Annotated in this window: 9 protein-coding genes; all 9 read left to right on the top strand. The window is 74.6% G+C overall.

The window, feature by feature from the left end; translation table 11 throughout:
- The first annotated feature begins 153 nt into the window (after positions 1-153).
- Positions 154-1,164 (top strand): PhoH family protein, encoded by a 1,011-nt coding sequence (locus tag ACZ5HG_RS12580; protein WP_464176750.1) that lies wholly within the window; start codon positions 154-156, stop codon positions 1,162-1,164.
- The gene (gene ybeY, locus ACZ5HG_RS12575; RefSeq protein WP_464176747.1) at positions 1,161-1,613 is read left to right on the top strand and encodes an rRNA maturation RNase YbeY; all 453 of its coding nucleotides are present in this window, start codon (positions 1,161-1,163) and stop codon (positions 1,611-1,613) included. The genes ACZ5HG_RS12580 and ybeY overlap by 4 nt, the downstream gene beginning before the upstream one ends.
- A complete protein-coding gene (locus tag ACZ5HG_RS12570; RefSeq protein WP_464176745.1) occupies positions 1,610-2,926 on the top strand; it encodes a hemolysin family protein in 1,317 nt (438 codons plus the stop codon). The genes ybeY and ACZ5HG_RS12570 overlap by 4 nt, the downstream gene beginning before the upstream one ends.
- Before the next feature lie 30 nt (positions 2,927-2,956).
- A complete protein-coding gene (era, locus tag ACZ5HG_RS12565) occupies positions 2,957-3,859 on the top strand; it encodes a GTPase Era (RefSeq protein ID WP_464176743.1) in 903 nt (300 codons plus the stop codon).
- A gap of 85 nt (positions 3,860-3,944) precedes the next feature.
- Positions 3,945-5,441 carry an alpha/beta hydrolase family protein gene (locus tag ACZ5HG_RS12560; RefSeq protein WP_464176741.1) on the top strand — a complete coding sequence of 499 codons (1,497 nt, stop codon included), beginning with the start codon at positions 3,945-3,947 and terminating at the stop codon, positions 5,439-5,441.
- A gap of 69 nt (positions 5,442-5,510) precedes the next feature.
- Entirely contained in the window at positions 5,511-6,338 is an 828-nt protein-coding gene (locus ACZ5HG_RS12555; RefSeq protein WP_464176739.1) for a PP2C family protein-serine/threonine phosphatase, read from the top strand.
- Positions 6,335-7,969, top strand: a complete 1,635-nt coding sequence (locus ACZ5HG_RS12550) for an FHA domain-containing protein (protein WP_464176737.1) — start codon at positions 6,335-6,337, stop codon at positions 7,967-7,969. The genes ACZ5HG_RS12555 and ACZ5HG_RS12550 overlap by 4 nt, the downstream gene beginning before the upstream one ends.
- The gene (locus tag ACZ5HG_RS12545) at positions 7,966-9,558 is read left to right on the top strand and encodes a serine/threonine-protein kinase (RefSeq protein ID WP_464176735.1); all 1,593 of its coding nucleotides are present in this window, start codon (positions 7,966-7,968) and stop codon (positions 9,556-9,558) included. Before ACZ5HG_RS12550 ends, ACZ5HG_RS12545 begins: the two co-directional genes overlap by 4 nt.
- Positions 9,555-15,410, top strand: coding sequence for an Ig-like domain-containing protein (locus ACZ5HG_RS12540; protein WP_464176733.1), 5,856 nt, complete (start codon positions 9,555-9,557; stop codon positions 15,408-15,410). Before ACZ5HG_RS12545 ends, ACZ5HG_RS12540 begins: the two co-directional genes overlap by 4 nt.
- Positions 15,411-15,435: the final 25 nt, after the last annotated feature.

Genomic DNA, 15,435 nt, shown 5'->3' with positions numbered 1-15,435 from the left:
GGCATGCCTCGTGCGAGGCCCCTGATCGCGCAGGGCGTACCGCCGTCGGGGGCCCGGGCGGGGCGCGCGTCGGAGCCGGTCGGTAGACTCCCCGGTGACGCCCCGCCGACCGTGCGGGCCCGCAGAAGGAGCGCAGCGGCGGACGCCGAGCACATGGCCGAGACCTCAGCAGACCGCAGCCGGTCCTCCGCACGCCCCGACGCCCGCGTCGAGCACCGGATCACGATCCCGTCCACCGTCTCCATGGTCGAGCTGCTGGGCCTGGGCGACCAGGTGCTCCGCGCGATCGAGGACGGCTTCCGGACGGTCGACGTGCACGTGCGCGGCAACGAGATCGCGCTGGCCGGCCCCGCCGGTGACGTGGCGCTGGTCGCGCGCCTGGTGGACGAGCTGGTCGAGACCGCCGTCGCCGGCACCCCGCTCACCCCGGACGTCGTGACCCGCTCGGTGGCGATGCTCACCGCCGGCACCGGCACCCGCCCGGCGGACGTGCTGACGTTCAACATCCTGTCCTCGCGGGGGCGGACGATCCGGCCCAAGACCGCCGGGCAGAAGGAGTACGTCGAGGCGATCGACCGGAACACGGTCACCTTCGGCATCGGCCCGGCCGGCACCGGCAAGACCTACCTCGCGATGGCCAAGGCCGTGCAGGCGCTCCAGGCGCGGCAGGTGAACCGGATCGTGCTGACCCGTCCCGCCGTCGAGGCGGGGGAGCGGCTCGGGTTCCTGCCCGGGTCGCTGTCCGACAAGATCGACCCCTACCTGCGGCCGCTCTACGACGCGCTGCACGACATGGTCGACCCGGACTCGATCGGCCGGCTGATGGAGGCCGGGACGATCGAGGTCGCCCCGCTGGCCTACATGCGCGGGCGCACCCTCAACGAGGCGTTCATCATCCTGGACGAGGCGCAGAACACCTCGACCGAGCAGATGAAGATGTTCCTGACCCGGCTCGGGTTCGGCTCGCGCGTCGTCGTCACCGGCGACGTCACCCAGGTGGACCTGCCCTCGGGCACGACCTCCGGGCTGCGGGCCGTCGAGTCGATCCTGGCGGACGTGGACGATGTCGCGTTCTGCCGTCTCTCCTCCTCCGACGTCGTCCGCCACCGCCTGGTGAGCGACATCATCGACGCCTACGCACGCTGGGACAGCAACAAGCGATGAGCATTGAGGTCAACAACGAGTCCGGCCACGAGGTCGACGAGGCGGAGTTCGCCGCCCTGGCGCGCTTCGTCCTGGACGCGATGCACCTGCACCCGCAGACCGACCTGTCGATCATGCTGGTCGACACCGACGTCATGACGGACCTGCACATCAAGTGGATGGACGAGCCCGGCCCGACGGACGTGCTCTCCTTCCCGATGGACGAGCTGCGCCCGGGCCGCGCCGACGAGCCGACGCCCGCGGGGCTGCTCGGCGACATCGTGCTCTGCCCGGAGGTCGCGGCGCAGCAGGCGCTGGCCGCCGGCCACTCCACGGTCGAGGAGCTGCTGCTGCTCACCACGCACGGGATCCTGCACCTGCTGGGCTACGACCACGCGGAGCCGGAGGAGGAGAAGGAGATGTTCGGCCTGCAGCGTCAGCTGCTGCTGACCTTCCTCGCGGGTCGATGAACGACGTCCCGGTCCTGCTGCTCGCCGCGCTGACGGTGCTGGCGGTGCTGGCCGCCGCCGCGCTGTCCGCCGGGGAGGCCGCGGTGCTCCGGATCGGCCGGTCCGCGGTCGCCGACCTGCTCGCCGCCCGGCACCCCGCCGCCGAGCGGGTGCGCCGGCTGACCGACGAGCGCGCCGCCGTCGCCCAGGCCGCCGCCGTGGTGCGGCTGCTCTGCGAGATGCTCGCGGCGGTCTGCCTGACCCTCGCGATCGCGGCCAGCACCCTGACCTGGTCGGTGGAGCTGGTGATCGCGGTCGCCGCCTGCGCGTTCCTCACCGTCGTGCTGGCCCGGCTCAGCCCCCGCTCGCTCGGCCACCGGTACCCGCGCCAGGTGCTCGCGGCGACCTCCCGGCTGCTGGCCGGGGTGCGCCGGGTCGCCGCCCCGCTGGTGCGGATGGCGCCGGGTGCCGGTGCGGATCTCGACGAGGACGAGCTGCGCGAGATCGTCGATCGGGTGGGGGAGTCCCCGGCGATCGACACCGACGAGCGCGAGATGGTCCGCTCGGTGCTCGGCCTCGGCGACACGCTGACCCGCGAGGTCATGGTGCCGCGCACCGACATGGTCACCACCGCCGAGAGCACGCCGCTGCGCAAGGTGCTCTCGCTGCTGCTGCGCTCCGGCTACTCGCGGGTGCCGGTGATCGGCGAGCAGGTGGACGACCTGCGCGGCGTGCTCTACCTCAAGGACCTGGTGCGCCGGGTGCAGGACGAGCCGGAGGCGATGGACGCCCCCGCCGGGTCGCTGGTGCGCCCGGCCGTGTTCGTGCCGGAGTCCAAGCCGGTGGACGAGCTGCTGCGCGAGCTGCAGGCCGGTGCCTCGCACATCGCCATGGTGGTGGACGAGTACGGCGGGATCGCCGGTCTGGTCACCATCGAGGACGCCCTGGAGGAGATCGTCGGCGAGCTCACCGACGAGCACGACCCCTCCGCCCCGCAGGTCGAGGACCTGGGCGAGGGGACCTTCCTGGTCCCCGCGCGGATGGGCCGCGACGAGCTCGGCGAGCTGTTCGGCATCGAGGTCGAGGACGACGACGTGGACACCGCCGGCGGTCTGCTGGCCAAGGCGCTCGGCAAGGTGCCGATCGCCGGGTCGGTCGGCGAGATCCACGGCCTGCGCCTGGTCGCCGAGGGCACCGAGGGCCGCCGCAAGCGCATCGCCCGGGTGCAGGTCTCCCGGGTGCATCGGCCCGATCCGGTCGACGCCGACGAGCGCCCGGACGACCGTGCCGACGAGCCCGACCCGCACGACGCCGCCCCGCACCGCACCCGCTGATCCGACGAACCGATGACGGAGAACACCCCCATGACCCACCGATCCGGCTTCGCCTGCTTCGTCGGCCGGCCCAACGCGGGCAAGTCCACCCTGACCAACGCGCTGGTCGGCCAGAAGGTCGCGATCACCTCCGGGCGCCCGCAGACCACCCGGCACACCGTGCGCGGCATCGTGCACCGCCCGGAGGCGCAGCTCGTGCTGGTGGACACCCCCGGCCTGCACCGCCCGCGCACCCTGCTCGGCGAGCGGCTGAACGACCTGGTGCGCGGCACCCTGACCGAGGTGGACGTGGTCGGCTTCTGCCTGCCCTCGGACCAGAAGGTCGGCCCCGGCGACCGGTTCATCGCCGAGCAGCTCGCGGCGCTGCCGCGCCGGACCCCGGTGGTCGCCCTGGCGACGAAGGCCGACCTGGTCGGCAAGCAGCGGCTGGCCGAGCACCTGCTGGCGGTCTCCGAGCTGGGCGACTGGGCCGACGTGGTGCCGGTGTCCGCCGAGTCCGGCTACCAGGTCGACGTGGTGGAGCAGGTGCTGATCTCCCACCTGCCGGAGGGTCCCGCGCTGTACCCGGAGGGCGAGCTGACCGACGAGCCGGAGGCCGTGATGGTCGCCGAGCTGGTGCGCGAGGCCGCGCTGGAGGGCGTGCGCGACGAGCTGCCGCACTCGCTGGCCGTGGTGGTGGACGAGATCGTCCCGCGCGAGGTCGCCGACGGCGAGGTGCCGCTGCTGGACGTGCGGGTGCACCTGTTCGTGGAGCGGGACAGCCAGAAGGCGATCGTGATCGGCAAGGGCGGGTCCCGGCTGCGGGACGTCGGCACCCGGGCCCGCCGGGGGATCGAGGCGCTGCTCGGCAACCGGGTGTACCTCGACCTGCACGTGAAGGTCGCGAAGGACTGGCAGCGCGACCCGAAGCAGCTCGGCCGCCTCGGGTTCTGAGCCGGTGACCGTTCCCCCACCCGCCGGGCCGGGTGCCGACGCACCCGTGCGCGGGTGGTGGCGCCGGCTCGGGGATAATCGGGAGGTGCGCAACAGGACGGCGGTCGGCAGCGTCGTGGGGGCGGTGGTCCTCGCGGCGCTCGGCGCGCTGATGGGACCGGAGTGGACCCCGGTGCCGATGACCGACCCGCTGACCGTGCAGTCGTCCTCGACCGCGATCACCGACGCGCCGGAGCCCGGGCGGTACGAGGTCGAGACCTCCGTGGTCACCGTCGAGCTCGACGGCACCAGCGTGCAGGCCCAGGTGCACATGCCGGTCGGTGTCAGCGGGGACGTGCCCGCGGTGCTGTTCGTGCACGGCGCCGGCACCGGCACCTACGAGCTCGCCTTCGTGGAGCAGGCCGAGGCGCTGGCGGCGGCGGGCGTGGCGACGATGGTGCCGGACAAGCGCCTCGACACCTACACCACCCGGCACCGCGACTACGTGGCGATGGCCGCCGACTACCTGCGCTCCTTCGACCTGCTGCGCGCGATGCCCGGGGTCGACCCGGACCGGGTGGGCGTCTACGCGGAGAGCGAGGGTGCCTGGATCGCCCCGGTGATGGCGGTCGAGCAGCCGGCGATCGACTTCGTGGCCCTGGTGTCCGCGCCGGTGGTGCCGCCCCGGCAGCAGGCGGCCTTCGCGATGGGCTCCTACCTGCGCAACACCGGCGTGCCCGAGCAGGTGTTCCGGGCGATCCCGCGCGCCGTCGGCATGTCGGTGCCCGGCGGCGGCTTCGAGTACGCCGACTTCGACGTGTCGCCCTACCAGCGCCGGATGACGCAGCCGGTGCTGGTCGCCTACGGCACCGCCGACGCCTCCATGCCGCTGGTGCAGGGTGCCGAGCAGGTGATCCGCGACGTCGCGATCGCCGGCAACACCGACTACACCGTGCGCTACTACCGGGGCGCCGACCACGGCATCCGGGTGGACGGCGAGGTCGCCCCGGCGTTCCTGCGCGACCTGTCCGGCTGGGTGCTCGGCCTGCCGGAGACCGCCTCCGGGTGGCCGCGGATCGCCGGCGCGCAGCCGGAGCAGCTCTACTGGGCGGCGCCCACGCCGACGCCCCGGTGGTTCGGCGACGGCGACGCGGTGGTGGCCCTGGTGCTCAGCGCGGTCGGGCTGATCGTGCTGCTGCCGGTCGGCCGGTGGGCGGTGATCGGCGTGCAGCACCTGCGCGGGCGCACCCCGGTGCCCGGTCGCGATCCCGTGCTGGCCCGCCGGATGGCGCTGCTGTCCGCGGCGTCGGTGGCGACGGTGGTCGGACTGGTCTGGTACCTGGTGGCCGTCGCGCGCCTCGCGCTGGGCTACGAGCGCAACGGCTGGGTGGTGCAGGGCGGCTGGGTCGGCGTGCGCCTGCTCGGGCTGTGCGCGGTGGTGGCCGGTGCCGCCGTGGTGGAGCGGATGCGCGCGCTGCGCCGCTCCCGGCAGCCCTTCGCCCGGGGGCTGATCGGCCACGCGGTGCTGTGGGGATCGTGCCTCGCCAGCGTCGCGCTGCTGGTGGTGCTCGCGTACTGGGGCGTCTACCAGCTCGGTATCTGACCGAGACGCGACGTGATCCGAGGCATACTCGACCGGGCGGGACGAGCAGGGACGACGAGAGGCGAGCAGGTGCGCACGAGCTGGGGATCGGCGAGCGACCGGGGGCGCGTGCGCGCGCTCAACGAGGACGCGATGCTCGCCCACCCGCCGGTGTTCCTGGTCGCCGACGGCATGGGCGGGCACGAGGCGGGCGACGTCGCCAGCCGGCTCGCCGTCGAGGAGTTCGCGCAGCTCGCCGGGCTGACCACCGTCGACCCGGGCGACGTGCACGCGTGCTTCCGGCGCGCCGCGCAGCGGATCCGGACCGCCTTCGAGCGGCGCGAGGGCGGCACCACCGTCGCCGGCGTCGCCCTCGGCGAGCACGACGGCGCCGCGCACTGGCTGGTGTTCAACGTCGGCGACTCGCGGGTGTACCGCTGGGCCGACGGCGAGCTCGCCCAGCTGACCGTGGACCACTCGGTCGTGCAGGAGCTGGTGGACAGCGGCATGCTCAGCCGCGACGCCGCCGAGCAGCACCCCGAGCGGCACGTGCTCACCCGCGCGCTCGGCACGGGCGCCGACCCCGAGCCGGACTACTGGATGCTGCCCGCGCGTCCGGGTGACCGGATGCTCATCTGCTCCGACGGGGTGACGAACGAGCTGACCCCCGCGGACATCGCCCAGGTGCTCGCCGGCGGCGCCGAGGGAGCGGCCACGGCGGCCGCCCTGGTGCGCCTCGCGGTGGACCACGGGGGCCGCGACAACGCCACCGCCGTGGTGGTGGATGCACTCCCTTCGGTGGACTCTGCGGGCGGATGGCTTGCGCTCGGGGGTGTTCCTGCCGATAGGACCTGGGACGAGACGGTCGACGGGGCGACGATCCCGCGGCCCCGGACGCGTGTGGAGGACCAGCGGTGATCGTGCCGGAGTACACCCCCGGAGACTGGTACGCCGTCGTGGCGGGCGGGGTCGTGCTGCTGCTCGCGCCGACCACCCCGGCCGAGGTCGTGCGGGACGTCTGGGCCTCCGCGCCCGAGCACGGCGGCATGGCGGGCCAGCTCGACGCCCTGATGCGCCACGGGATCAGCGGCCTGCACCCCTTCGCGGCGGTCGACCTGAGCAGCGGCGGCGTGCAGACCGCGCTGCGCGGGGACGTCGAGGTCGAGGTGGTGCGCGGCACCCGCGCCGAGGTGCTCACCGCCCCCGAGGTGCTGTCGTGGTCCGAGCGCTCCACCGGTGCGGCCGAGGAGGTCACCATCCGGGTGGCCGGTGCGGCGCGCGGCGCGAGCCTGCCGATCGCCGCCGGCGTGGTGCGGGCGTCCCGGGTGCGCGTGAAGCTCACCGCCGACGCCCCCACGGGCGGGACCGACGACGTGCCGGTGGTGCGGACGATCGCGCAGCCGGTGCCGGTGGCGACCTTCGGGGTGGCCGCGGTGGAGGCCGACGCGGTGGCGGCGGCCGGGGACGACCTGGCGGCTGGTGCGGCCGACGTGGTGGCGGAGGAGGCCGTGGCGGCCGACCTGCCGGACGTGGTCGAGGCCGCGGACGTCGAGGAGCCGGTCGTCGCGGAGGTGGCCGAGCCGGTCGCCGTCGTGGCGGCGGAGGACGAGGTCGTCGAGGACGAGGTCGAGGACGAGGTCGGGTCGGACGAGGGCGAGGCGGTCGCCGCTGACGCCATCGACTCCACCGACGCAGGCGACACCGACGCCGAGGTCGCCGCGGAGCCGGAGGCCGACGTCGTCGTGCCGGAGCACGCCGCCGAGGTCGAGCCGCTCGTCGCGCCCGAGAGCGCGACCGCGTCGGAGCCCGAGCCCGTGCTGGACGAGGCCGAGGAGCACCCGGTCGACGCCCTGCCCGCCCCGACCTGGCCGCCCGCCCCGGCGCCGGCCCCCGCGGTCGAGCACCTGGACGCCGTCCCCGCCCCGGCACCCGCTCCCGAGCCCGAGGCAGCCCCGGCGCCGACCCCCGCGCTGCCCGGCCCGGCCTCCGCCGACGACCACGACGGCCTGACGATCATGTCCGGCGAGCTGGCGTCGATCCGGCAGAACCTGCCCTCCTGGGCGGTCTCGCAGACCGGCGAGTGGCCCTCCGGCCCGGCGGGCGTGCCGCAGGGCGCCCCCGTCCCGCAGGCCGTGGGCGCCGGCGCCGCGGGTGGCTACGGCGTGCCCGGGCAGGCGGCGGTGGCCGTGCCCGCCCCGTCCGCACCGGCCGAGCCGGTCGCCCACCTGCACCTGTCCACCGGGGAGACGGTCCCGCTGGACCGCCCGGTGGTCCTCGGTCGTGCCCCGCAGGCGGAGCGTGCCCCGGCGGGCTCCCGCCTGGTGGCGGTTCCCAGCCCGGAGCAGGACATCTCCCGCTCGCACGCGCAGGTGCACGTGGAGCAGGGACTGGTCCTGGTGACGGACCTGTTCTCGACGAACGGCGTGACGGTGGCCAGCGGTCCGCTGCCCGCGCGCCGCATCACCGCGGGCGATCCCGTCGCGGTGGGGGTGGGGGACGTCGTCGATCTCGGCGACGGCGTGACGTTCACCGTGGAGCCCGGTGCGTGAACCAGCGACGTGAGCCCTCGCGGCCGCCGCGGATCCCGGGATACACCCCGCAGCGGCTGCTCGGGGGCGGGGGCGCGGCGGACGTGTTCCTGTACGACCAGGAGCTGCCCCGGCGTGCCGTCGCGGTGAAGGTGCTGCTGGACTCGGTCGACCCCGCCACCCGAGAGGCCTTCGCCCGCGAGGCGGACCTGATGGCGCGGGTGGCGCACCACCCGTCGATCGTGTCGGTGTTCCAGGCGGGGGTGGCCGAGGACGGTCGCCCGTACCTGGTGCTGGAGTACTGCTCGCGCCCGGGGCTCGGCCAGCGGTACCGCTCGGAGCGGTTCACCGTGGCCGAGGTGCTGGAGACCGGTGTGCGGCTGGCCGCCGCGGTCGAGACCGTGCACCGCGCCGGGATCGTGCACCGGGACATCAAGCCCGGCAACGTGCTCACCAACGACTTCGGCCGTCCGGTGCTGTCCGACTTCGGCATCGCCTCGCCGCGGGACGCCGAGGGCGCCGCCGTGGGCATGTCGATCCCGTGGGCGGCCCCGGAGCTGCTGGCGGCGCAGCCGCACGGTGACGAGCGCTCCGACGTGTACTCGCTGGCGGCGACGCTGTTCTCCGCGCTGGCCGGACGCTCGCCCTTCGAGCGCCCCGGCGGCGGCAACGAGGCGGCGGACCTGGTCGGCCGGATCGAGCGCGGCACCCCCTCGCCGCTGACCCGGGACGACGTGCCCGAGCGGCTGCGCACCGTGCTCGCCCGGGCGATGGCCCGCGAGCCCGTGCAGCGGCACGCCCGCGCCGCCGACCTGGGCCGTGACCTGCAGGCGGTGCAGCAGGACCTCGGCCTGCCGGTGACGGCGCTGGAGCTGGAGGCCGATCCCGGCGTGCTGCGGGGCGCCCCGCTGGACGCCGGTGCCGCCGACGCCACGCGCGCCCGCTCCGTGGTCGAGGTCGCCCCGGTGACGCCCCGTACGCCCTCGGCGCCGCTGCCCGCCGGCCCGGTCGACGTCGCCGGGGCGGAGGGCGCGACCCGGATGCGCCCCGTGCACCAGGTGCAGCCCACCGCACCGGCTGCCTCGCCCGCACCGGCGTGGGCCACCGCGCAGCCCGCCCCGGCACCCGCGCCCGCCCCGGCTCCGGCTCCCGGCGAGGTGCGGATCGAGGTCGGCCCCGGGCACGCGCCCGCACGCCGCACCGGCCGCGTGCTCGCCGCCGTCGGCTCCGCCGTCGTGGTGGTCGGCGCGATCGTGGCCGTGGTGCTGCTCGGCGGGCGCGGCTCCGACGGCACCCCGAACGGCGACGAGACCGACTTCACCGCCCCCGCGCCGACCGTCGCGGCCGTGGTCCCCGCACCCACCAACCTGTTCGGCGCCCGCCAGGACGACGGCACCGTGGTCTTCACCTGGACCAACCCGTCGGAGCAGGAGGGCGACCGCTACCTGTGGGGCGTGCTGTCCGCCACCGGCGAGCCCACGCTGACGCTGGTGGACGACCCGACGGTGGTCGTCACGCCGGACGGCGAGGGTGAGGTCTGCATCGAGGTGTCGATCGTGCGCGCCGACCGCCGGGCCTCCGCGACGCCGACCGAGGGCTGCGCGTCATGAGATGGCCCTGGGACCGCCGTCGGACCGTGTCCGGCGTCGCGGTGGTGACCGTGCCCGCGGTGCTCGCCACCCTCGCGCTGGTCAACCCCGGCTTCCCGCTGGCGCGGGTGGACCTCAACGACGGCGCGGTGTGGCTGACGTCCACCAGCACCCTGCAGCTCGGCCGGTACAACGCGCAGGTCGAGGAGCTCAACGCCGGGCTCACCGCCACCGGCTCGGACTTCGACGTGCTCCAGGAGGCCGGCGACGTCCTGCTCGTCGAGCCCGGCACCGTCTCCGTGGTCGACCCGGCCGGGGTCACCGCCGCCGCGCAGGTCGCGGTGCCGGCCGGCGCGCAGGTGGCCATGGGCGGCGGCACCGTCGCCGTGCTGGCGACCGACGGCCAGGTGTGGGTGCGGACGCTGGCCGACCTGCCGCTGCTGTCCACCACCGACGAGGCCGACGCCGAGATCGGCGAGGACGGGCAGGTGGTCGTCTCGACCTCCGGCGACGCCTTCGCCGTGGCCGGTGCCACCGGTGACGTCACCCGGCTCACCCCGGTCGTCGGTGGCGCGGCCGAGAGCACCGTCGAGGCGGGGCTGGGCGGTCCGGTGGACGCGGTGACCGCGGTCGGCGACGTGGTGGTCGGCCTCGACGGCGACACCGTGCGCACCCCGGGCGGCTCCAGCACCCTGGGCATGACCACGCCGGTGCTCCAGCAGGCCGGGCCCGCGGACGACACGGTGCTGGTCGCCGGGTCGGCCGGTCTGGCGGAGGTGCGGCTGTCCGACGGCGCGGCCGCCGAGACCTACCAGGCCGGCGGTGGCGGCACCCCGGCGGCACCCGTGCGCGTCGGCACCTGCGCCCACGGCGCCTGGCCCTCGGCCACCGCGAACTACCTGCTGCTCTGCGACGGCCAGGACCCCCAGGTGCTCGACCTGGAGGGCGTGACCTCCGGCGACTCGCTGACCTTCCGGGTGAACCGGCAGGTCGTCGCGCTGAACGAGACCGTCGACGGCCGGCTCTGGCTGCCGCTGGAGGACACCGAGCTGCGCGAGCCCGACTGGGCCGACATCGTCCCGGAGGACCAGCCGGAGGACGACAGCGAGCAGAGCGAGGGCGAGCGGACCACCCAGCAGCTCGTGCCCGAGTGCACCGAGAGCAGCGCCCCGCCGCGCGCCAACGACGACTCCTTCGGCGTCCGTCCCGGGCGCACCACGATCCTCTCGGTGATCGACAACGACACCTCCTCGGACTGCGGCATCCTCGCGATCTCCGACCTGGACCCCGTGCCTGCCGAGTTCGGCACCCTGATCGAGGTCTACGGCGGGCGCGCCCTCCAGCTCGCGGTCGCGCCGGACGCCTCCGGCTCGGTGACCTTCTCGTACACGATCACCGACGGTCGCGGGACCAGCGCCCCGTCCACCGCGCAGGTCACCCTGACCGTCCGTGATCTCGGCCAGGACGAGCCGCCGGTGCAGACCCGCACCGGCCAGATCGTCGTGGAGCAGGGCACCACCGCCACCTACCCGGTGCTGTCGGACTTCACCGACCCGGACGGCGACGTGCTGACGCTGGTCAGCGCGGTCGCCGAGCAGGGGACCGCTCGGTTCCGGCAGGACGGCACCCTCACGTACGTGGCCGACGGCGGATCGCTCGGGTCGACCGTGGTGCACGTGGCGGTCTCCGACGGCGCGCACACCGTGGACGGCGTGGTCGAGGTCGACGTGCGCGCGGTCGGCACCACCGATCTGCTGGTCGACCCGGTGCACGCGGTCACCTACGCCGGCCAGGAGGTGCTGCTCCAGCCGCTCGCGGCCGTGCGCAGCCACGGCGCCGAGCAGCCGCGCCTCGCCGGCGTCGAGGAGGTCACCGGCACCACCGTCACCCCGGACCTCGACCGCGGCACCTTCCGGTTCAGCGCCGCGCAGGCCGGCACCTACTACGTGAAGTTCACCGTCACCGCCGCGCCGCAGCAGGCCACCGGCCTGGCCCGGATCGACGTGCGCGAGGTGCCCGACCAGGTGCAGCCGCCGGTGGCGGTGCTGGACAAGGCGTACCTGCCGAGCGGCGGCGAGGTCACCGTCGCCCCGCTGGCGAACGACACCGACCCCGCCGGCAGCGTGCTCGTGCTCCAGTCGGTCGGCACCGTGGACGGGCTGCGGGTCGCCGTCCGGAACCACGAGGTCGTCCAGATCTCGGCCACCGGCGCGCTCACCGAGTCGGTCACGATCCCGTACGTGGTCTCCAACGGCACCGCCTCCGCGACCGGCGAGATCCTGGTCACCCCCGTGCCCGCGTCCTCCACCACCCAGCCACCGGTGGTGCCGAACGTCACCGCCGAGGTGCGCACCGGCGGCGTCGTCACGATCCCGGTGATGGAGAACGCCTACGACCCCGACGGCGACGCGATCACCCTGGCCACCGAGTTCGCCGAGCCGCTGGGCGACGGCGAGGGCCTGATGTTCGTCGCCGGCGACGTGCTGCGCTACCAGGCGCCCGCCACGCCGATGACCGTGCACGCCACCTTCATCGTGCGCGACGCCACCGGCAACGAGACGGCCGCCACCGTCACCGTGCGCGTCCACGAGTCCGACGCCGCCACCAAGGCACCGCCGCGCCCGCTCAACCTCGAGGCACGCGTGTTCGCGGGCGACACCGTGCGGATCAAGGTGCCGCTGGTCGGCATCGACGCCGACGGCGACGGGCTCACCCTGCTCGGCCAGGCCTCCGCCGGCACCAAGGGCCGGATCACCGACGTCGGCGCGGACTACCTGGAGTACGAGGCGCTGACCGGGGAGTCCGGCACGGACACCTTCACCTACGCCGTCGAGGACTGGACCGGCCAGCGCGCCGTCGCCACCGTGCGCGTCGGCATCGCCGCCCGGCCCGCCGACAGCAACTGGGTGGTCGCCCGCGACGACACGGTCACCGTGCGTCCCGGCCAGACCGTCGAGGTGCGGGTGCTGGACAACGACGTGGACGTCGCCGGTGGCGACCTGTCGATCGACCCCGCGCTCGAGGTGCCCGCCGAGGGCGGCGTCGAGGCCACGGTCAGCGGCAGCCGGATCGTCGTCACCGCGCAGTCCGACGGCATCTACCCGATCGGGTACACCGCGAAGAACTCCCGGGGTGCGACCTCCGGTGCCGTGCTCACCGTGACGGTGAACGGCGACGCGCCCGTGCTCGCACCGGTGGCGAAGGACGTCGTCGTGCCGCCGGTCGACACGATCGGCAAGACCGCCGTGGACGTCGACGTGCTGAGCCTGGCGCAGAACCCCAGCGGCCCGCTGAGCGACCTCGCGGTCTCCGTGCCGGGCAGCGCCGCCGACGTCGCCTCGGTGACCGGCGGGGTGGTCACCGTGACGCTCTCCGACCGCGCGCAGACCGTGCCCTACCTGCTCACCAACACCACCGACGAGTCCGCGCGCTCCTACGCGTTCATCACCGTGCCCGCCCTCGGGTTCTTCCCGCCGGTCGCCCGGCCCAAGGCCGCCGAGCTGCGCGTGGCCAGCGGCGAGACCCTGGAGATCACCCTGGACGAGCAGGTGCAGGTCGCCCCGGGCCGCACGCCGAAGATCGCCGACGCCACCGCCGTCACCGCCACCCGCTCCGACGGCTCGGCGCTGGTGGTCGACTCCAGCACCCTGCGCTACACCTCGGCCGCCGGGTACGTCGGACCGGCGTCGATCACCGTCCCGGTCACCGACGCCACCGGCGACGGCGACACCACCGCCCGGACCAGCGTGATCACCCTGTCCATCACCGTGTACACCGAGGACGACTACCCGCCGGTGTTCGTGCCCTCCGTGCTGTCCGTCGCCCCCGGCGAGGCACCGGTCAGCGTGGACCTGCTCGCGTTCACTGAGGGCGTCGAGGGCGCCACCGGCGCGCAGCAGAACTACCGCTACGCGCTGTCCGGCGGCGTGCCCGCCGGCTTCACCGCCACCCTGGACGGCACCCGGCTCAGCGTCTCCACCGACACCGCCACGCCCAAGGGCACCCGCGCCACGCTCCAGCTCACCCTCGGCTACGGCCGCTCCGGGTCGATGGACGTGCAGGTCGAGGTGCGCACCATCGCCTCCACCCGGCGCCTGGCCACCGTGCCCTCCCGCGTGATCAACGACGGGGTCCAGGGCAAGGAGACCGTCGTGAACATGCTCGACGGCGCCTACAACCCGTTCCCCGACCAGTCGCTGCGGATCGTCGGCGTCACCGTCGAGACCCCGGGCGCCGGCACCGCCAGCATCTCCGGCGGCTCGGTGGCGGTGCGCCCCGCCGACGACCTGGTCGGCCAGATGGTCGTGCAGGTGCGCGTGCGCGACGCCACCGACGACCCGTCCCGCGAGGTCGTCGCCAGCATCTCCGCCCGGGTGCGCGGCAAGCCCGCCACGCCTGCCGCCCCGCGTGTCGGCGAGGTCAGGGACTCCACCGTCGTGCTCTCCTGGGACGCCCCGGACAACCGCGGCGAGCCGATCACCGGGTACCGCGTCACCGCGCAGCCCGGCGGCACGCAGACCCAGTGCGCCAGCACGACGTGCACCATCACGGGGCTGACGAACGACACGGCCTACACGTTCACGGTGGCCGCGAAGAACGCGGTCGACTGGTCCGACCCGAGCCCGGCGTCGGCCACGGCCACACCGGACGCGGTCCCCGACCAGCCCGCAGCGCCGAGGTGGACCGGGTTCGGCGACGGCAGCCTGACCGCGCAGTGGACCGCCCCCGCCAGCAAGGGCTCCCCGGTGACCTCGTACCAGGTGACGATCTCGCCCGCACCGACCCGCGGCAACGCGACGGTCACGACCCAGGGCACGTCGTACACCTTCGACAACCTGGTGAACGGCAACGGCTACACCGTCACGGTGAAGGCGTTCAACAAGCTCGGTGACAAGGGGCAGGGGAGTCCGATGAGCGAGCCGTCGGGGGTGGAGGTCCCGGCGGGGAAGCCGGGTGCGCCCGAGCCTGTCGCCGAGGCCACCAACTCGGTGCTCGGCAGGCAGATCGACGTGACGTGGGCTCCTCCCGCGGCCAATGGCGACGTGATCTCGAAGTACGTCATCGTCGTCACCGGCGGCGAAGGCGCCGGGACCTTCGAGCGGTCGGAGCCCCGGTTCACGCTGTCGAACGTGCCGAACGGCACCGAGTACACGTTCTCGGTGAAGGCCGTGAACAAGGCCGGTGAGTCGGCAGCCGGAACGGCGAAGGCTGCGGCGTTCGGCACCCCGGGCACGCCGAGCGCACCGCGAGTGACGGGCGCCTCGAACTCGACCGCCGCACTGGGGGCAGGAACGATCGACGTGCAGTGGGACGCCGTCGACGCCAACGGCTCTCGGTACGTCAGCTACGAGGTGACGAGCTCCGCCGGTTCGGTGGGCAACGTCAACAACAGCAGCCGGACGGCGCGCATCTCCGGGTTGTCCGGCGGCGCTGCGGTCTCGGTGCAGGTGCGTGCCTGCAACGTGCGCGGCCAGTGCTCCGAGTTCGGACCCGCGGTCACGTCCTCCGACGCGCGGACCCGGCCGGACGCCCCCGCCGGTGTCACGGTGGTGGCGACCGCCCCGACCTCGACCCCGGACTTCCCGAACTCGCTGACGGTCAGCTGGACGGCTCCGACCGCGACCGGAGGCGACGCGATCACCGGCTACCGGTACGAGGTCACCGGCTGGCCCGGTGGCACTCTCCGCGGCACCTGGGGCGACCCGGCGACGACGGGGACGATCCCTCTGCCCACCGCTGTGGTCCCGGGCGAGTACTCGCTCACCGTCAAGGTCTGGACGATCACCTCGTCCGAGTCCCAGAACAACGGCACGGGGACGGCGACGGTCCGCTGGGGCCCCGCGCCGTCCAGCGGGGACACCGACGACGGATGACCCCGACGACTCCGCGCACCGCCCC

The organism is Cellulomonas sp. GTC20042 (assembly GCF_055389595.1).
The sequence above is the reverse complement of the archived record's forward strand: the minus strand, read 5'-3'. Positions and strand labels throughout refer to the sequence as shown.

Excerpts from the sequence above, each read along its gene's own strand:
- ACZ5HG_RS12580 (WP_464176750.1), top strand. The coding sequence starts at position 154 with ATGGCCGAGACCTCAGCAGACCGCAGCCGGTCCTCCGCACGCCCCGAC.
- ybeY (WP_464176747.1), top strand. The coding sequence starts at position 1,161 with ATGAGCATTGAGGTCAACAACGAGTCCGGCCACGAGGTCGACGAGGCG.
- ACZ5HG_RS12570 (WP_464176745.1), top strand. The coding sequence starts at position 1,610 with ATGAACGACGTCCCGGTCCTGCTGCTCGCCGCGCTGACGGTGCTGGCG.
- era (WP_464176743.1), top strand. The coding sequence starts at position 2,957 with ATGACCCACCGATCCGGCTTCGCCTGCTTCGTCGGCCGGCCCAACGCG.
- ACZ5HG_RS12540 (WP_464176733.1), top strand. The coding sequence starts at position 9,555 with ATGAGATGGCCCTGGGACCGCCGTCGGACCGTGTCCGGCGTCGCGGTG.